The organism is Loktanella atrilutea, from assembly GCF_900128995.1.
Lineage (GTDB): Bacteria > Pseudomonadota > Alphaproteobacteria > Rhodobacterales > Rhodobacteraceae > Loktanella > Loktanella atrilutea.
Window position 1 is genome coordinate 1 of record NZ_FQUE01000025.1, and the last position, 17,133, is coordinate 17,133.

At 59.0% G+C, this 17,133-nt stretch carries 21 protein-coding genes; 10 read left to right on the plus strand and 11 right to left on the minus strand.

Annotated elements, in window-relative coordinates:
* Positions 1–858: type II secretion system protein GspD (locus tag BUA54_RS19760; RefSeq protein ID WP_425434994.1), on the plus strand; the 858-nt coding region annotated here is incomplete at its 5' end.
* A gap of 440 nt (positions 859–1,298) precedes the next feature.
* On the opposite strand, the gene BUA54_RS19765 is transcribed toward BUA54_RS19760, so the two are convergent.
* The 3 genes from BUA54_RS19765 to BUA54_RS19775 form a co-directional block, all read right to left on the minus strand.
* A complete protein-coding gene (locus BUA54_RS19765; RefSeq protein ID WP_143155552.1) occupies positions 1,299–2,000 on the minus strand; it encodes a cobalamin B12-binding domain-containing protein in 702 nt (233 codons plus the stop codon).
* Between the two features lie 309 nt (positions 2,001–2,309).
* A complete protein-coding gene (locus BUA54_RS19770) occupies positions 2,310–3,020 on the minus strand; it encodes a haloacid dehalogenase type II (RefSeq protein ID WP_072858973.1) in 711 nt (236 codons plus the stop codon).
* A 155-nt stretch (positions 3,021–3,175) separates the two neighbouring features.
* Positions 3,176–4,222: an alpha/beta hydrolase gene (locus BUA54_RS19775; protein WP_218588323.1), complete on the minus strand. Its 1,047-nt coding sequence runs from the start codon at positions 4,220–4,222 to the stop codon at positions 3,176–3,178.
* 383 nt (positions 4,223–4,605) lie between these two features.
* Between BUA54_RS19775 and BUA54_RS19780 the strand changes: the two genes are divergently transcribed.
* The 3 genes from BUA54_RS19780 (at position 4,606) to BUA54_RS19790 (ending at position 6,634) form a co-directional block, all read left to right on the plus strand.
* Entirely contained in the window at positions 4,606–4,980 is a 375-nt protein-coding gene (locus BUA54_RS19780; RefSeq protein ID WP_072858975.1) for an HdeA/HdeB family chaperone, read from the plus strand.
* A 65-nt stretch (positions 4,981–5,045) separates the two neighbouring features.
* Positions 5,046–5,885: a cytochrome b/b6 domain-containing protein gene (locus BUA54_RS19785; protein WP_072858976.1), complete on the plus strand. Its 840-nt coding sequence runs from the start codon at positions 5,046–5,048 to the stop codon at positions 5,883–5,885.
* Positions 5,882–6,634 carry a molybdopterin-binding protein gene (locus BUA54_RS19790; RefSeq protein ID WP_072858977.1) on the plus strand — a complete coding sequence of 251 codons (753 nt, stop codon included), beginning with the start codon at positions 5,882–5,884 and terminating at the stop codon, positions 6,632–6,634. The genes BUA54_RS19785 and BUA54_RS19790 overlap by 4 nt, the downstream gene beginning before the upstream one ends.
* 76 nt (positions 6,635–6,710) lie before the next feature.
* On the opposite strand, the gene BUA54_RS19795 is transcribed toward BUA54_RS19790, so the two are convergent.
* The 5 genes from BUA54_RS19795 to BUA54_RS21850 all read right to left on the minus strand — a co-directional run bounded on the left by BUA54_RS19795 (position 6,711) and on the right by BUA54_RS21850 (position 10,893).
* Entirely contained in the window at positions 6,711–6,902 is a 192-nt protein-coding gene (locus tag BUA54_RS19795) for a hypothetical protein (protein ID WP_178352809.1), read from the minus strand.
* 669 nt (positions 6,903–7,571) lie between these two features.
* Positions 7,572–8,390: a COG4705 family protein gene (locus BUA54_RS19805; protein ID WP_084114690.1), complete on the minus strand. Its 819-nt coding sequence runs from the start codon at positions 8,388–8,390 to the stop codon at positions 7,572–7,574.
* 20 nt (positions 8,391–8,410) lie between these two features.
* Positions 8,411–9,124 carry a hypothetical protein gene (locus BUA54_RS19810; RefSeq protein WP_143155554.1) on the minus strand — a complete coding sequence of 238 codons (714 nt, stop codon included), beginning with the start codon at positions 9,122–9,124 and terminating at the stop codon, positions 8,411–8,413.
* 84 nt (positions 9,125–9,208) lie between these two features.
* Positions 9,209–10,051 (minus strand): LssY C-terminal domain-containing protein, encoded by an 843-nt coding sequence (locus tag BUA54_RS19815; RefSeq protein ID WP_143155555.1) that lies wholly within the window; start codon positions 10,049–10,051, stop codon positions 9,209–9,211.
* On the minus strand, positions 9,985–10,893 hold the full coding sequence (locus BUA54_RS21850) for a hypothetical protein (protein ID WP_072858981.1): 909 nt from the start codon (positions 10,891–10,893) through the stop codon (positions 9,985–9,987). Before BUA54_RS21850 ends, BUA54_RS19815 begins: the two co-directional genes overlap by 67 nt.
* Before the next feature lie 22 nt (positions 10,894–10,915).
* Here BUA54_RS21850 and BUA54_RS21085 point away from each other — a divergent pair, with 22 nt between their 5' ends.
* The 6 genes from BUA54_RS21085 (at position 10,916) to BUA54_RS19840 (ending at position 14,724) form a co-directional block, all read left to right on the plus strand.
* Entirely contained in the window at positions 10,916–11,281 is a 366-nt protein-coding gene (locus BUA54_RS21085; RefSeq protein WP_143155556.1) for a hypothetical protein, read from the plus strand.
* A gap of 227 nt (positions 11,282–11,508) precedes the next feature.
* On the plus strand, positions 11,509–11,901 hold the full coding sequence (locus BUA54_RS19825) for a PepSY domain-containing protein (protein ID WP_072858982.1): 393 nt from the start codon (positions 11,509–11,511) through the stop codon (positions 11,899–11,901).
* Between the two features lie 69 nt (positions 11,902–11,970).
* Positions 11,971–12,645, plus strand: a complete 675-nt coding sequence (locus BUA54_RS19830; protein WP_072858983.1) for a winged helix-turn-helix domain-containing protein — start codon at positions 11,971–11,973, stop codon at positions 12,643–12,645.
* Between the two features lie 38 nt (positions 12,646–12,683).
* Entirely contained in the window at positions 12,684–13,022 is a 339-nt protein-coding gene (locus BUA54_RS20710) for a hypothetical protein (RefSeq protein WP_084114692.1), read from the plus strand.
* Between the two features lie 39 nt (positions 13,023–13,061).
* Complete coding sequence (locus BUA54_RS19835) at positions 13,062–14,015, plus strand: sensor histidine kinase (RefSeq protein WP_084114694.1); 954 nt, start codon at positions 13,062–13,064, stop codon at positions 14,013–14,015.
* An 88-nt stretch (positions 14,016–14,103) separates the two neighbouring features.
* Complete coding sequence (locus BUA54_RS19840) at positions 14,104–14,724, plus strand: DedA family protein (RefSeq protein WP_072858984.1); 621 nt, start codon at positions 14,104–14,106, stop codon at positions 14,722–14,724.
* Between the two features lie 42 nt (positions 14,725–14,766).
* On the opposite strand, the gene BUA54_RS19845 is transcribed toward BUA54_RS19840, so the two are convergent.
* From BUA54_RS19845 to BUA54_RS19855, 3 genes are all read right to left on the minus strand, one after another.
* Positions 14,767–15,153 carry a hypothetical protein gene (locus tag BUA54_RS19845; protein WP_072858985.1) on the minus strand — a complete coding sequence of 129 codons (387 nt, stop codon included), beginning with the start codon at positions 15,151–15,153 and terminating at the stop codon, positions 14,767–14,769.
* A 195-nt stretch (positions 15,154–15,348) separates the two neighbouring features.
* Positions 15,349–16,131, minus strand: coding sequence for a hypothetical protein (locus BUA54_RS19850; protein WP_072858986.1), 783 nt, complete (start codon positions 16,129–16,131; stop codon positions 15,349–15,351).
* A gap of 18 nt (positions 16,132–16,149) precedes the next feature.
* On the minus strand, positions 16,150–17,127 hold the full coding sequence (locus BUA54_RS19855; protein WP_342742743.1) for a ParB/RepB/Spo0J family partition protein: 978 nt from the start codon (positions 17,125–17,127) through the stop codon (positions 16,150–16,152).
* Positions 17,128–17,133: the final 6 nt, after the last annotated feature.

Here is a 17,133-nt window from a genome sequence, read left to right on the forward strand (position 1 = left end):
GCCGCCATCGTCGAAGTCTCCGGCGACGTGGCAGAGCGGTTGGGCGCCCAACTCGGCTTCGGCACGCAGCAGGCGCAGGGTTCGCTGGGCGCCACGTCCTTCAGCAACGGCGGCGTTTCGCTTCAGGGCGTTTTGACTGCTGTCGGCGCCCCTGCGTCTGTCGCGCTGTCGACGGGCGCGACCCTGGCGGCGAGCAACAACGACTTTGGCCTGCTGGTGCAGGCGCTGTCCAATTCCAGCCGGGCAAGGCTGCTGTCCACGCCATCGGTTACAACGCTCGACAACGAACCAGCTACCATCGTCGTTGGTCAGAACGTGCCGTTCCGCACGGGCAGTTTCGCGACCGATGGCAACACTCTGACACCCTTCACCACGATCGAACGGCAGGACGTTGGGATCACGATGAACGTTGTGCCCCGGATCACCGCCGGCGGTGTCGTGCAGCTGGTGATCGAGCAGGAGATCAGTTCACTCGTCAACGGCAACGTCGAAGGCGCCGCGGATCTGGTGACCAACCGGCGGGTCATCAACACCACCGTGATGGCCGACAACGGCGGCACGGTTGTGCTGGGTGGCCTGATCACTGACGACCGTCTGAGCAGCGAACAGAAGGTTCCGGGTCTTGGCGACATTCCCGTGGTCGGCAATCTCTTCAAGTCACGCAATGCAAGCGAGAGCAGGCGCACGCTGTTTGTCTTTTTGCGCCCGACGATCCTGCGCGACCGCGCCGACATCCAGGCCGCCGCCACCAACCGGATGACCCGATTGCGGCAGGCCGACGCCACCGCCATCCCACGCACGATCCTGCGCGAACAAGAAGTCAGACAGCTACCGCTAGAGATTCAGGGCCTCTATTAATTAACTGATCAAAAAATATCTAAAACAGCACCTTGTTATTATCGCGCGGAATCACGTGGGCGGCAAAGACAGGATGTTATTGGCGGGACAATCGGCGCTCCAATGGTAACTTCCCGCTGTCTCTCCCGACAATCGGTCGTCACGCATCGCACAGAGCGAGCGCAAAAGCATATTGATCTCCCCTTCGTCTATTACAGTCTTATTAACAAAACCTTATTCAGCTAAATACTCGTCTCGTCCCTTGGTGAGCCTAACGCTGGCTGGTCTCCGGCTCGTTCACGATGACCAGCGAGGTTTTCGCAATGGGCTTTGCATATACACCATACCTGATACAGAGATCCTTAGTTTCTATCTGTGTGGATGTTACGAGGTAATGGCACCAAACCGGCCAGTACGCAGCTGCCCACTTTCAGTCTGCCGATCCTGCTTAAGGCGACCTTTTACGAACGATCAACAGGGAGGACGGTAACGTCATTTGATCTATAGTCCGGTTTGAAGGTGGTCCCCATCAAAGTGTCAAGCAGCATCTCCGCCCCCTCAAAGTCAACGGCATGGCCCGCAACGCCAAGACGTTCAATGGGCTGGAGGTCGATGCCTACGAGGGCGCCAGAGACAAGGATCTTCATGTCAGGTCGTTGTTTCTTCACCTCGGCCACCGTGACGTAAAGCCCGTGCATGGCTGAACTTGACCCTATTGACAGGCCCAAGATCTCAGCGGGCGAGTTTACGATCTGCGACAGCAGATCTGCCTGACCCACATTGATCACAGCCTGAATATCCCACCCCTTCGCGCGCTGCAGGTCAGCGGCCATCTGAACGCCGAACGTATGGTCCTCGCCGGGCACGCTCGCGAAAATTGCCTGTCTGCGCGTCTTTCTCATGACGGGATGAACAGGTTCTGCAGTCGCGCGGAGCAGCGCTTCCATTCTCAAGGTTGCCACTCGGACACTCATAAAAACCGCCTCGTCCTTAAGCCACAATTCACCGAGATGATCCGCAACCGGACGGAGGACATCGAGGCAAAGCTCGCGTCGCGTCAAGTTTTTCGGAAACAAGCTTTCGATGGCCGCTTGACCGCCGGTAACGCCACCAAACATGAACCGCTGACAGATCAGGTCACGGTATTCATGAGACAGTTGCAAATCATTATTCCCATACGTCGATAAGTCTTAACCCTTCTCCGCCAATTCCGTTCCTTATCAGGCGCCGCAGCGCGACATTAAGACTCATCCGTCTGTTACTTTTTTCTGATACAGCGTGTTGTAAATAGTGTGCTCCATAGTCCCCAAGCTAACTCTGGGCGAACGACAATGCGCTAATCAAATTTGTCCTGCTCAAGAAGACTCGGCCCATGGTCAAGATTAACGTCACAGATAGGGGGGCCAGAACGTTCCCTGCTTGCGGCTATCTCAAGGAAGACTTATATCTGCTAGTCTGTTGTCGACCTGGATTTACTGCCTCCTAACGTCCGCGGACCACCTATCGATAATCTCTTCGGTTAGCCCGTGCATATCGTCCACCACGATCATCGGAGTGGGCACGCCCGATATTGGCATCACAGCGTTTCCAGGACGTTTGACCAACACGGCAGAGCATCCCGCCGCCTGAGCGCCGATCGTATCCCAGAAATGACACGCGACCATGCAGAGGTCTGACACTTCCGCATCTAACTCGGTGGCAACGTACCGATACGTTTCAGGCGCAGGCTTGAAGCGCGTGACGTCATGGACGGAGAAGGTCCGCTCGAAGTAATTTGCAAGGCCCGCGCGTTCGAGTGGCGTCGGTGCAGCGCCAGGCGCAGAGTTCGTCAAAGTCACTAGCCGAAATCCGCGCTCCTTTAAGGCCTCCAGCGCTGGAGCCACATCCGCATGAGCCGGCATCGCGCCGATGAGTGTTTCCAATTCGTCCACATCTGCGTCAGTCACCATGACGTGGGATGTTTCACCGACCATGCGAAGTGCGCCAGCGGCAAGGTCGCCGAACGGAACGTAGATACCGGAGAGGGTCAGCGCTTCGGAGTAAAGGATGAGTTGGGCGAACCATTCCCGCATCATGCTGTCTTTCCCAAACAACCGCTCAAAAAGGGGTTCCAATGTCGTCAGATCCAAAAGGGTCTCGTTGACATCAAATACGATGATGGAGGGGGAGTGAGCTTGGGCCATGAGTTTCCTCGATCGGATCAGATGGTTGGCGATTACGGCTGCAAGTGGGTCAAGTCAGCATTAAAACGGGACATGCTGGAAAGGGCCCTGATCCGCGTTCTTCCGGTAGAAAGCCCGCACTATTTCAGGGCGGGCTTCCGATCGCGTTTGGGCGTTTACTTCGTGAAGTGATCCTTGAGGAAGTTTGCGGCCTCGGTAATTGCTGCCGTGGTTGCCAGCGTCTGCGCATATGCGTTCAGCATTACAAAATCATGCGTTGTAAAATCATAACGCGTGCTCTGCGTCTCGACTCCGGCCAATGTCAGCTTCGCGGCAAAGGCTTCGCCTTCATCACGCAGCACGTCGTTTGCATCGGTGATGACCAGCGCTGGGGGCAGGTCTGCCAGATCTTCTGCGCCGTAGTTCAGCGGAGAAACCATCGGATCGGCACTATCGGTGCCCTCGGGCAGATAAGCTTCCCAGAACCACGCCATGCTGGCCTTCGACAACCATGGACCGTCAGCGAACAGTTCATAGGAGTGGCTAGTCAGGTCGGCGGTGGTGACCGGGTAAAACATGACCATCGCATCAAGTGCGGGCCCATCGGCCTTGGCGCGCACGGCCGTCACGGCCACCATCTGACCGCCGACGGAGTCACCTGCAATCGCGAGCTGGTTGGCATCAATGCCAAATTCGGCGGCATTTTCCGAGACGTATTGCAGAACGGCATAATCCTGATCAAGCTGGACGGGGTGCTTCTGCTCGGGGGCAGGACTGTATTCGACAAAGACCATTGCAGCGTTGGCCTGCGTTGCCAGATCGCGCATCAGCCGCTCATGGGTGGTGAAGTTCCCCAGCACCCAGCCGCCGCCGTGAAAGTAAACAACGCCCGGCAGTGTTTTACCTTCATTCCCAGCGGGGCGCACCGTGTAGACCTTCACCTCGCCCGTGGGCCCGACATTCAGGGTCATCTCCTGCACGTCCGCATCGGGCATTGCGGTGTCGCCCTTTGTCTGCGCGTCGATCAACACCTGACGGGCCTCGTCATAGGGCAGCTGGTTGATCGGAGTAGAGCCTTTCAGGCTGTCGATAAATTTTTGGGTGGTCTTTTCCAATACGACTTCCGGAACATCTGTGTTAGGCGCGGTGGTGTCCTGCGCGAACGCAAAAGCTGGAATGACTACCATGGTTACTGTAGTCGCGAGTGATAGAAAGGCTTTCACGGGATATTTCCTTGATAAGTTTCATTAGCTCAACGGTCTGTTCGGAAGAAGGTTGCCACAATACCTTGGCTTCACCGTTACGTGACACCTTAGGTGGATTGCCGACGTGCACAGCGCAAATTCGGTGAAATGATTTGTCTTAAGGAGCAATTATGAGAGCAGCGGATTATTGTAGGACACCCGGCACACAGATGCGCTCAAAGCTAAAATTTTTTGATGGTAACCCTTTTGCAGGTGCTGGCGGAGCTTGAAGTTTGCGAAGGAGATAACTGCATCTCAAGTTCTGGTGATCGTGGATTAAATTTGCGCCGTACCGTTTGGCCGAGCGTATGATCTGTGAGGAGGATGTGCATGGAGCACGGCCGCGATCCGGGAGGACTATCATGATCCGCAATCTGTTTCTGAGCACTACAATTCTTGTCGCGCTGTCGGCGTCACCGCTGTTTGCCGCCGCCCATAGCGAGATGGACGTCAGCAAAATGACCTGCGCCGAACTGATGGCGATGGACATGGATGGCATGATGGCAGCAGCGACAGCCATCGATACGGCGATGAAGGACATGCCCGCTGGCGACGCTATGGCTGCGGATGGCGTGATGTCCGCTGATGGTGCGATGGCTGCGGACGGAGCGATGTCCGCTGATGGTGCGATGGTAGCCGACGGTGCCATGACTGAAGAGGCCATGATGAAGATGAAAGAGGCCTGTGTCGGCAAGGAAGATATGATGGTGATGGATGTAATGCACGAGACCATGTGATGCCAACCCCGATCCTGCGCCTATTAGGGCGCAGGACCACTTTCCCATCGCAGGCGAGGCCTTAAATGTCCCTTCATGTAGTATCGGAAGCTCCGCCCCATGGTGGCGATCTGGTGCGACGGCACAGACTGTCGACGCGGCTGTGGCATTGGACCAACGCGTCGGTGCTGGTGATTATGCTGGGCAGCGGATTGATGATCTTCAATGCCCATCCACGCCTTTATTGGGGCAATTACGGGGCCAATCCCGATCCGGCCTGGCTGGAAATCGGGGCCACTGCCGATGCCGGTGTGCTGACTGTGGCGGGGCAACAGATCAAGACTACGGGTGTCTTGGGAAAGTGGACTGACAGCGGGGGTGTTGTGCGCAACCGCGCCTTTCCCGGGTGGGCCACGATCCCATCGACCTATAATCTGGCGCTGGCGCGCCGATGGCACCTGACTTTCGCCTGGCTGTTCGCCGGGGCGCTGCTGATCTATGCGCTGCGCAGTCTGTGGAACGGGCACATGCGGCGGGATCTGCTACCCACGCGAGAGGAGCTGCGGCCCCGCCATATCTGGGGCGACATAAAGCATCATGCCACGCTGAACTTTCCCCCAGGCTTCGCAGCGTTGCGCTACAATATACTGCAGAAGTTCGCCTATCTGTCGGTGTTGGTGATCCTGCTACCCGGCATGGTGCTGACGGGTCTGACAATGTCACCGGCTGCGACCGCTCTGATGCCTTGGCTGATTGACGTGTTCGGCGGTCGGCAATCTGCGCGATCGTTGCACTTTATCTTCATGGCGCTGCTGTTCGGATTTTTTATAGTCCACATGATCATGGTCCTGCTGGCAGGACCCTTCAACGAAGTCAGATCGATGATCACGGGCCGGTTCCGCTTGCCAAAGGAGAAGGGCCAATGAGCAAGCGTCTGACACGCCGCAGCCTGTTGACGCTGGCGGCTCCGGCGGTCCTGATCGGTTGCGATCGCCTTGGTGCTACGCCCTCTTTCAAACAACTGGTGCTGGGGGCAGGCGAGTGGCTGGGCACCCGGATCGGACCGTTTGTTGTCGGCGATGCGCTGGCGCCGGAATTTGCCGAAGCAGAGATGTCGCCCGACTTCAGAGTCAACGGCAACACGATGCCGAACGATCCAGCCTATGCTGCGCTGATGCGCAACGGCTTTGCTGATTGGTCGCTGCCGATCGGAGGACTGGTCACCACGCCGGCGCAATACGCGCTCGCCGAACTGAAGGCGCTTCCGCAGCGTACCCAGATCACATTGCACAATTGCGTCGAAGGTTGGTCTGCCATCGGTAAATGGACAGGGGTGCCCCTGTCCGAAATTCTGCGCACCGCGGGCTTACAGCCGAACGCGAAGTTCGTCGTCTTTCGATGTGCGGATGATTTCAATGGGACCCCTTATTACGAGTCGATAGATTTACGCAGTGCGATGCATCCGCAGACGATCTTGGCCCATACGATGAACGATGCGCCCTTGCCGGTCGGTCACGGGGCACCGGTCCGCCTGCGGGTCGAACGCAAACTGGGTTATAAGCATGCCAAGTTCATCATGGGTGTCGAGGTCGTGGCCAGCCTTGACGGCGTGGGGAGAGGCAAAGGCGGATTCTGGGAAGATGTAGGCGATTACGACTGGTATGCAGGGATCTAACAAGATCGGTGTCACGGCCTGAACACGCCAGGATCCTGCGTGGGGTCCGGTGTCATGCGCACCGGACCCCTGGCTTTCAAGCCTGTGTCAGACGCTTGTTCTGCGGAAACATCACTGCCTTCGCCGCGTCGTCCATGTCCTTCTTGAAGGAATACTCGGTGGACAGCGCTTCCGCGGCCTTTGCGGCGGGGCGCGCGTTGATCTCGTCAAGCAGGCGCTTCACGTTGGGAAGGGCAGTCCACGCTTCTGCACCAAGGATGAACGGCATGGCACGCGCCCAACCCCATCGACTTTGTCACAACCTGCGCCACACGTCGGCCATCGTACACCGCTAGCGGCGACGGGCATGTCCCGGCATCTTGTAACGCCGATAGCAATTCCCTCGGGGTAAGCACGCCTGCTGGAACCTACCCGGCCTCTGACAGCTCAGTCATCTCGGATTGCGGCGTTATCCTTACGGATGTCACGGCACTGGCTGTTCGCGTAATCGCGATGTCGTGGCTCTCGCTTCCCTTGCTTTCACCCAGATACTCGGTTGTCCCGTCCCCTGTGTGCGTCGTTGCCTTGAACGTGCCATCCTCCAGGCCAAGGGGCGTATGGTCCAGGGTCAGAAGCAGACTTTCATCGCCACCCTGTTTTTCGAAAACAACTGATCTCATCACGCGGTGGCCCCGCATCACGGAATAGGTCTGTGCATTTGCCATCAACGGAAAGGCCAGAAGGCACGTCAACGTGGCAGCGCGTATAGAAAAGGATTTCATTGGAAACCAATCAGGCAAGGGTGACGATGAGCGTTAGATGATGGATATTGGGCAGAAGCGGTGTGGATCTTCAGGTTTAAAACCATCGACCCGTTTCACTGATCGACTGCTAACGGCGTGTGACAGGCGGTGGGTTCCCGGCCGCCTGTCATCACATTGCCGGGCGGTATTCAGGATCAGCCGAGCGATACCTCGTCGCTGCCTTCCCGCGTCATCGTCATGTAGGCGACGATGGCGACGATGGCGGCAAGGAAGATGGCGCTGGTGATGATGGTACCGAGACCCATGCCGCCGTATTCGGTCGGTTGCGACAGCAGGTCGCCAAAGGACGCACCCAGCGGGCGGGTGAAAATGTAGGCGATCCAAAAGGCCAGCACGCCGTCCAATTTCAGCATGTAGTAGCCGAAGGTGATCGACGCGATGATCATGCCGAAGAGAATGCCTGTCGCCATGTAGCCCAATGCGAACTTCTCGGCCACAAGGTCACCTGCGGCGGTGCCAAGCGCAAAGGTGAAGAGGATCGCAAGCCAGTAGAACGCCTCGCGCCGGGTGGTGCGGACCTCGTGGATGGACAGGGTGCCTTCGACCGAGAACCAGACAGCGAAGGTCGCAGCCAGCAGGATCGTGAAGGCAACGGTCGTGGTGATCAGCGATACGCCGAAGTTATCGACAAGGTTGTCGGTGACCAGCGTACCGACAATGGAAATCAGCACGACGGCCAGCCAGTAGGACCACGGTACATATCGTTTCTGCCTGAACTGCAGCACGAGTGCGCCGACCAAGACTGCTGCCATCAGCAAAGATGTTACCGTCAGGCCAAGTCCAATGTTCACGGCCAGAAAGTCTGCGGCAGTTTCGCCCATAGTGACGGCCATCAGCTTGATCAGCCAGAAATCCACGGTGACTCCGGGAACGCGGTTGGGGGTGATGATTGCGGGAGGGGTTTCCGATCGGGCATATCCGGCGGATTCACTTACAGCAGAAAGCTGGGTCATGGCGGGCTCCTTTCCGGGGCTCAGTTGGACATCAGGGCAATGCCCTGAGCGAGGAAATCGTCTGCACGGGTGTCATCGTCTGCGTTGCACCGCTCCGTGCCTTTTGCTTGCAAGGTGTCCAGCGTCGCATTCTGCGCGTCGGCCATTTTGGCGCTGGCGCGGGTTGTGCGGAACATGTCAAGCATTGTTTCGCAGGGCAGGGCGTGTCCGCTGGCATCTGTCGTGGCGACGCCTTGCACCATGATCACGGACCCGCCGGTGGGGGCACCCGATCCGGCAGGATCGGCAAGAGCATTTTGCAGGCTGGAGAGTGTCTGATCGACCGTCGTCTGATCGGGCGTGGACGCGCGCAGCGCCGTCAGGACATCGTCAATGGCGGTATCGACGTTACCCCAAGCCGCAGTATTGACCGGACGCAGGGTTTTTTCCTGATCGTCCCACGCGGTCTCCAGATCGGTGATGCGGATTGCGGCGGCAGCCAGATCACCAGTTTCTGCAACCTTCTGCACATCTGTCGTAATTGTGGTGAACGGCGTCATGTCACCCAGCGATGGCCCGCTGTCGGTCGAAGCCGCCTGCGACGCGGGCGTAGCGGGCGACAGAATTGCATATCCCGCGGCGAAGACGCCAACCGGCACAATGATCAGAACGGTACTGAGAAGGATATTACGCATTGGGGGTCCCCCGGACGGGCTGGCGGCGCCAGCTTTGAGTGTCCAGAGGTCTTGCAGCAAGATGCCCGCCCCTGTGACGCTCACCATGGGGAGCGGGCCCGGCAGGGGCTTTTCGCAATCATTGCATCTCTGCAATGTTCAGGGCTACGGCAGAATGTCCACCGTGACACCCGTGTTGCCCAGATCAGCGGCCAGTTGGTCCAGTGTGCCCCCCACGGGAGCAACCGGATCGCTCTCGGTCACAGCCCATTCCAGCGGATCTTCACGTGTCAGTGTCCCGATCAGAACAACCGCGCCAGTATCGGCCCGGTATCGGCTGTCCCAGAACCGGGCGTGCAGACGTGTGCCGTCGCGTTCGTTCGCGACCGTGAGCGCGAAGGCCAAAGTGTCCGGACGGTCGTTCCAGAACGTCGGGATGACGAAAGGGTCGGGTATCGCATGTCTCGCCCAGTCGTTGAACACAGCCGTCGCGAGACGGAGTGGTCCGTGCCGGGGCGCAGCGGTCCAACCGACGGTCTGCATGGCATCGATCAGATCTGCAGCATCTGGCACTGTCACGATCAGATTGACGCGTTGGCGCGGATCGCCGGCGAGTGTCTCGGTTCTGCCGGGCAGAGCCGACGCGCCCAGCAACGCTGCGGGCTGGTTCCTTACCTGAAACACAGGACTGGATGTGGCATTCAGCGGACTTGCTGTCGCGGAGGCCAGCGCAACGGCGGCAACACCAGCTACTGTTACGCTGCCAAAAGCGGCCCAATACCTGCCACTATGGGGGGATGCGCGATGCGTTCCGCGTCGCCATTCACAGAATGCAATGCCCAGGATCAGCCACAACGCACCCACCAGATAGCCGTTCAAAACGTCCGAGACATAATGCTCGATCAGATAGATCCGGCTGAGGCCGATCAGAAAGGCGGTGATCAGTGCAGCAGTGGCAGCTGTACCGGCCGAAAGCAGCCGCGTGCGCCAGCCCAGATAGAACAACATCGCCCAAACCGCCACGGCACCTGCGGCGTGACCGCTGGGAAAACTCCCTGAAGTCTCGACGAAATAGCCAAGACCCGATCGGGGCGGCTGAAGAAGCCTTTCAGCAACGTGACCGTGACCTGATTCCCGACAGCGGCGATCCACAGACCACCAAACAGATCGTACCGACGCAGGATCAACAATGCCACGCTGATACCCGCCAACATGGACAGGACACCGTGGCGTCCACCAATCTCGGTGATCCAGCCAAAGATGGCGACAAGGCGTGCATTCCGCAGCGCGTAAAGAATGTTGGCAACGCGCTTATCGGTCGACATCACATCGGCAGACCCCATAAGGTTGAACACGGAATCTGCCCAGACGGCTGCGGTGTAGAGAAAGAGAACGCTTAGAACAGTCGTCGTCAGGCCGAGAAACTGCCCGGTACCAAACCGCGCCGATAGGAACGAACTAAGCCGAGGATACTGACGGACGCGGGCCTGAACCCACGGTTTGCTTGAAATGCCGGCTGCGATGGATCGTGCGATGTCGGCCAGCAAGGGCAGTGCCCGTCGCAGGCGGCGCATGATGAACCACAGCAACGCCAGCACCAGCAGCGTGACGGCGCTGAACGCTAATATCCGTGGGGCCGACGCACCCAGCACGCCAATGGCGCGACCGGAAAAATACCCGATCCCCGGCAAGATCAGAGCATAGGGCACGGCACTGACGACATTCCACAGCCAGAACCTGCGGCGCGACATGCCAGCCATGGCGGCTGCAAACGGGACAAGCGCGGACATCGGCCCGAAGAATCGGCCAATCACCATGGCGGATGCGCCGTAACGCTGAACCAGCTCCATAGCCCGCTGCGCATGGCGCGACGTGGCGAATGACTTCCGCTTTGGCCAAGCCCTCAGTCGTCAGTTGTCCGAGGTAAAAGCTGATGCCGCTCCCGATGATGGCCCCGGCGGCGACGAACCAGGCCATGTCGAAGAATTTGACGGTGCCGCGTTGCGCCAGCATGCCGCCGGCAATGACGACCAATCCACCGGGTGCGATGATGCCGGTCAGAACAATCGCCTCCAGCATCGCGACCAGGGCAATGATCCAGTAGGTCAGCAGTCCCAGCGACTGGAGAGAAGGCAGTATCTGATCGAGGGTGTGCGACATGGCTGGTGGCTGACTTTCTGGACGATGTGTCTGCGGCGGCGTCAGACGTCTTGTCTGCCGAGACAATGTGCGGCGTGAAAGGGTGGTGAGCAACGCCTTGCGTTCATTTGCAAAGCTGTGCCTCCGGCAGCCGGGTGTCAGGCATCTGTCAGGGTCATGTCATGCGTGTCATGTTTGACAGACTGGTGATCGAGGCCGGGACATGTCGGATTTGTAATAACCCGGACAAGCAATCGTCCGCGGGGCCACCTTAGATCTTGGTCACAGGGACGCACGATCGCAGCCCTGCAACCAAGGAGATCACGATGACACGCATGACGTTCAAGACTGCAGGTACCGCCGCACTTCTGGCACTGGGCCTGGGCACCATGGGTGCGACGGCGGCCTTTGCCGAACAGCACATGGACGCCGGTGATACGGCTGAAGTGCAGGCCTTTCAGGCTGCAACGATGTCGTTGACAGACGCCGTCAAGGCCGCAGAAACCGACACGAGCGGCAAGGCGATGAGCGCAGAATTCGAGACCGACGATGCCGCCACCGGTATGTATCACGTCGAAGTCGCGATGACCGACGGCACCACGAAAACCGTGGCCGTGAACCCGGCCGATGGCACTGTCACTGCTGTCGCAATGGATGCCAAGGATCAAAACGATGAAGCTAGCGATGGTGACGGCGAAACCAACGACGACAACAACTGATCGTCGCGGTAAAGTTGCCCACACCGGCAGGGCATGCGCCCTGCCGGTAAGGTCCGTTGCGGGGATGCGATGAAGATACTTATCATTGAAGACGACGCCGCCATCGGGGCCTATATCGCCGATGGCCTGCGCGAAGAGGGCAATTCCATCGACCTCATCGTGAGTGGTACCGACGGCTTGGTCCAGGCCGTGTCCGGCAGCTACGACGTCATGGTGGTCGACAGGATGTTGCCCGGACTGGACGGCCTCAGTCTTGTCAAAACCTTCCGCGCTACCAAGAATACCACACCTGTGCTGTTCCTGACTTCCCTGGGCGGTGTCGATGACAGGATCGAGGGTTTGCAAGCGGGCGGTGACGATTACCTCGTAAAACCTTTTGCCTTTGGCGAACTTAGCGCACGTATTGCCGCGATCAGCCGCAGGCCCCGGGCAGAGCCCGAGTCCACGGTGCTGAAAGCCGGCGATCTGGAAATGCATCTTCTGCACCGCCGTGTCACACGCGCCGGGCAGACCGTCGATCTGCTGCCACGCGAGTTTGCGCTCCTGGAACATCTGCTGCGTCGCAAGGGCAGGGTGCAGACCCGCACGATGCTGATGGAGGCGGTCTGGGACATTCACTACGATCCGCTGACCAACGTGGTCGACACCCATATCAGTCGGCTCCGCAGCAAGATCGACAAGCCCTTCGCCACCGAACTCATCGAAACGGTGCGCGGCTCGGGATACAGGATCAACGAAGGGTGACGCCGACCGCTCCCGTTCTCCGCCTCAGGTCCACGCCTTTGCGCCTGACGCTGCTGTTGCTCGCGATCTTTGCCGTTTCGGCCCTCGGATGCCTTGCCGTGGCCTATGCAGTGACAAAGGCCAATATCGAGTCCACGATCGAAGCCGAGTTGCGGCAGACCATCAGCGAGTACCGTGCGATCAATGACAATGACGATCTGCTCGAACGCCTGTCAGACGCTGCTGCGCAACTCGATCCCGATGTGCGTATCCTGCACTACTTGCCTGACCGCGGCACTGTCTTGTCCAATGTGGCGGACTTTCCGCCTGTCAGCGGTGTCACGATCATCGCCGCCAACGCCATTTCCACAGACGTTGATGGTCTGGCGGACAGCTAACTGGCGCTGAGCGCCCGCATAGGTGCGGGGCAACTGATCGTGGCACAGAGCCGGGAGCAGATCGTCGAGATGTCGGAGGTCTTTATGGCCGTCTTGCTCATTGGGTTGCTGCCCGCACTGCTCATCGCTGGATTGGCGGGGTGGGGGGTCGCCAGACGCGCACGTCGCAGGATCAACGCAATACAGGCGACCCTGCATACTCTGGCCGGCGGCACACTGTCCGCCCGGGTGATCGGCGTAGACGGACGCGGCGACGATTTGTCCGGGATAGGGCAGGACGTCAACCACATGGCGCACGCGCAGGAGACGCTGGTGTCTTCCATGCGCCAGATCTCCAGCGACATTGCCCATGACCTCAAGACACCGATCCAGCGGGTGGCCCTGGTGCTGGACCGCGTGATGAATAAAACTGTGCTGACGGATGGGCAGGAGGAACTGCTGATCGGAGCTTTAGATGAAACGGACCGTATCGTGCGAACGTTTCAGTCTTTGCTGCAACTTGCCCAGATTGAGGGCGGGGCCGTACGAGACCGGTTGCAAGCCGTCGACCTGACGGATGTTGCGCGGGATATTATCGACTTTCTCGAGGTCGAAGCCGACGACCGTGGCTTTGCTCTGACCCTCGAGGCTGCAGACGGAGAGACCGTGGTCCGTGGCGACCGCCAGCTGCTGTCGCAGATGATCAGCAATCTGGTACAAAACGCCATCACGCATGTGCCAGGCGGCGGACCGATTGTGGTTCGGGTGACGCAAGACCGCGGGCGGGCTGTCCTGACTGTCTCGGATCGCGGTCCTGGCATACCGGCATCCGAGCGGGAAAAAGTCCTGCGGCGCCTCTACCGGCTGGAGCAAAGCCGCACGACCGAGGGCAATGGTCTGGGCCTCAGCCTCGTGGCCGCAATCTGCGAATTGCATGATGCGGTCCTGACGCTGGAGGACAATGCACCGGGGCTAATGGTGCGCATCGTGTTTCCTGATTGGTCGCAGTCATAGCGGTAATGAGTGCTCAGCTGACGACATGGAGCCTTGGGCCCGGCGTGAACGTTGAGCAATTACAAAATATCTGAAAGGGAATTTACTAATGTTTGACTGGATATCAGGTTTCATCGACACAGTCGGGCTGGTGGGGATCGCACTTCTCATGTTCGTCGAAAACGTCTTCCCGCCGATACCGTCCGAGTTGATCATGCCCTTAGCAGGGTTCAACGCGGCCAACGGTGATCAGAATCTTGTTGCCGTCATCATTGCAGGGTCGACTGGATCGCTTGCCGGCGCCGTCTTCTGGTACTGGGTCGGTATGCGCATCGGCACCGACCGCCTGAAGCGTCTGGCCCGGCGTCATGGTCGCTGGCTGACGATCTCACCTGACGAGATCGACCAGTCGAATGCCTGGTTCAAAAGACACGGGGGTTTGGCCGTGATGATCGGGCGCTTGATCCCGACTGTACGCACCTTCATCTCCGTGCCGGCGGGCGTGTCCGAGATGTCGTTCGCGAAGTTTTTGGCTTACTCCACCGTTGGCACGGTAGTCTGGACGAGCTTCCTCACGTTGGCGGGTTATTGGCTGCAATCCCAGTATGAGAAGGTTTCCACATGGATAAATCCAATCTCGACGGGAATCGTTGTCCTGATCCTCGGGTGGTACCTGTGGCGGGTCGCCACGTACCGCCGGCGCGTACCAAAGGAACACGATCGTCACTAATCATTGGAATAGGTGAATTCTAACCATCTTACTTACAGAAAGCTACGTCTTTAAATAGTGGGTTTTCTGGAAGTCCCTTTCCACCACAACGCCGCCGTCTGGATCGACGCGGATCATCGCACCATCGACTTTTAACTGAATCTGATGCTCGTCAATAATGACGCCTGACCAACCCAGCTCGCGATCGCGCCTGACCACGATTTTATCGGAGTGCATTTTGATCTGAACGTCGGCGCCGTTGTCGTCTGCGGCACGCATGACGACGACGGCCTCCTGATCCTCGGGCTTCGCCAGCAGGCGGGCAAATGCCTCCTTCGGACGCCAGAAAAAGGGTGCGTCTCGCTTGGTCTGGTTCTTGTTCTTATGGAAGGCAATCAACAGCTCGGCGGACTGCCAGACAGCTTGAACGGACGTGGAAACAAGGGACATGAGCGCGGCCTTTGGGGCTGAATTACCGTAGGTTGAACCTAGCAGAAAGAGTTATTTCACTCAATAAAATAAGGGTTTTAAGACGATTTAACGTATTAGTCCGGGGCCGGTTCGGGGCGTTATCGGGGCAGGTGTTTGACGCGAAATCTGGTCGGGATGGGTGGGGCAGGGCGCTTCCGCGCCCTGCGGCTTTGGTCAGGCCATACCTTCGGGAAGCCAAGTGTTGATGCGACAGGTCTGATCTTCCGACAGGCCAAGGGCTGTGCGTGTCGCCGGGTCTGCAAACAGGCTTTCCAGCTTTGCGGCCTTCTCGCCCTTCTTTAACTTCTCGAACATGGTCACGGTAGGGTGGTCTGCTGCCAGTCCCAGAAGGTCGCTCCACAGGTCATTAAGGTAAGCGCCGTTCACGCGACCGAAGAAGTTTTCGGCGGTCGGTGTGAAGGTGTCGCGGGTGCGCTTGCTCGTCAGCTTGTCGATCATCGCGCCAAGGTCAGGGCTGCTGCTGGTCAGATGCGCGACCAGATAACGGTTCAACAGGTCCATGATCTTTGCATCGCCCCTCTTGCGAAACTTGGCAAATTCGGCGGCATAATCGCGGTTGAACGGGCTGCGGTCGTCGGTGTCAGAAACGGTCAGGCGCCTGTCCATCACATAGCCGGTTTCCGTGGTCGGGACGTTCGGCACGTCGTCAGTGCGGACGCCGTAAGCCCTGTCGTATCCCATCTTCCCGCAAAGCTGGAAGGTCAGAAGGTGCAACGCCAGTTTCGGGTCGTCCAGCATCGCGTTCTGCCGTGCGCCTGTGCCGATCCGGTCCAGATCGCCGCGCAAGGTGTCAGAGATAGGCGACTTCGGCGCGGCCTCGGTCGTGGCATGGCGCGACGGCTGCAAGATATTTGCTTGGACCGCTGCGGCCTTGTCCTCGGCCCGGATGAAACCGGCCTCGACCTTCACGCTGCCGTCCGTGGTGACATAGATCACGACACCGCTTGTGGCCCGCTACTCGTCGGTAAAGTCGCCGTTCCTCTTGGTCTGCAAGGCGTCGGCGGTGCCTTCCTCGCCCAGTGCAGCAGCGTTCGCCAGTTCTGCCAGTTCGTCGTAACGCTCGGCTTCGGCCTCGGTCAGTTCGCCTTCGACGGGATGGACCTTGCCGAATTTGCGATCCTGATCGAATTGATAGCTGATGTAGCTGTCGGTGATCGCCTCGACCCATTTCCAGGCGTGCGCGGCGGGGTAGTCGGCGGCGGTCTGGGTCAGCTTGGCGGCGAAAACCGCGTCCAGAATTGCGGGGTCGTCAAAGGTGGTCCCGTCGGTAAACAGGTCACCACCGACGCGGCCTCCTGCGGCGGTGTCGTCGTCCAGACCGACAAACACGGCGCGGCGGTCAGTGCCTTTGACGCTGCCGGGTTTCAAGCGGGTCTTGATGGTGTAGTCGTTCAGACCGCCCCAGCCTTTGGCGATATTTTCCATGTGAAGGGCCAACACCTCCAAGGTCAGAGCCTCGTCGTCGCTGATCGTGAACGCGGCGGCTTGGGACAGGCTCACGCTGCCGTCCCGCAAAGCGTCCAGCACCGGGGCGGGCAGATTGGACAGGGCCAAGCGGCGGTAAACGTGCTTCTCGGTCACGCCATAAGCAACGGCAATGTCTGCAACCTTCACACCGCGCCTCTCCATCACGCCAAAGTCTCGGATTTCGTCTGCGGGGTGCAAGTCCTCGCGCTGCGCGTTTTTGCTCGTCGCCCAAAACGCGGCGGTCGCCTGATCGGGGGCCATGCGGACGGTGACGGTCTGAAACCGGGGGTCGTCCTGCAACAGGGCCAAAGCGCGGTAACGGCGTCCACCTGCCACTATGCCGACTTTGCCAGTCCCATCGCGCAAGCCTGCCGGACTTTGGATGAGGCCATGCTCTTGGATATTCGCGGCCAAGGCGACAATGGCGTCGTCGTTCACGATGGTGCGGGGGTTGATGTCGGACAGGTAGAG

Excerpts from the sequence above, each read along its gene's own strand:
- BUA54_RS19770 (WP_072858973.1), bottom strand. The coding sequence starts at position 3,020 with ATGGCCCAAGCTCACTCCCCCTCCATCATCGTATTTGATGTCAACGAG.
- BUA54_RS19780 (WP_072858975.1), top strand. The coding sequence starts at position 4,606 with ATGATCCGCAATCTGTTTCTGAGCACTACAATTCTTGTCGCGCTGTCG.
- BUA54_RS19785 (WP_072858976.1), top strand. The coding sequence starts at position 5,046 with ATGTCCCTTCATGTAGTATCGGAAGCTCCGCCCCATGGTGGCGATCTG.
- BUA54_RS19790 (WP_072858977.1), top strand. The coding sequence starts at position 5,882 with ATGAGCAAGCGTCTGACACGCCGCAGCCTGTTGACGCTGGCGGCTCCG.
- BUA54_RS19795 (WP_178352809.1), bottom strand. The coding sequence starts at position 6,902 with ATGCCGTTCATCCTTGGTGCAGAAGCGTGGACTGCCCTTCCCAACGTG.
- BUA54_RS19805 (WP_084114690.1), bottom strand. The coding sequence starts at position 8,390 with ATGACCCAGCTTTCTGCTGTAAGTGAATCCGCCGGATATGCCCGATCG.
- BUA54_RS19815 (WP_143155555.1), bottom strand. The coding sequence starts at position 10,051 with ATGTTGTTCTATCTGGGCTGGCGCACGCGGCTGCTTTCGGCCGGTACA.
- BUA54_RS21850 (WP_072858981.1), bottom strand. The coding sequence starts at position 10,893 with ATGGAGCTGGTTCAGCGTTACGGCGCATCCGCCATGGTGATTGGCCGA.
- BUA54_RS19825 (WP_072858982.1), top strand. The coding sequence starts at position 11,509 with ATGACACGCATGACGTTCAAGACTGCAGGTACCGCCGCACTTCTGGCA.
- BUA54_RS19830 (WP_072858983.1), top strand. The coding sequence starts at position 11,971 with ATGAAGATACTTATCATTGAAGACGACGCCGCCATCGGGGCCTATATC.
- BUA54_RS19840 (WP_072858984.1), top strand. The coding sequence starts at position 14,104 with ATGTTTGACTGGATATCAGGTTTCATCGACACAGTCGGGCTGGTGGGG.
- BUA54_RS19845 (WP_072858985.1), bottom strand. The coding sequence starts at position 15,153 with ATGTCCCTTGTTTCCACGTCCGTTCAAGCTGTCTGGCAGTCCGCCGAG.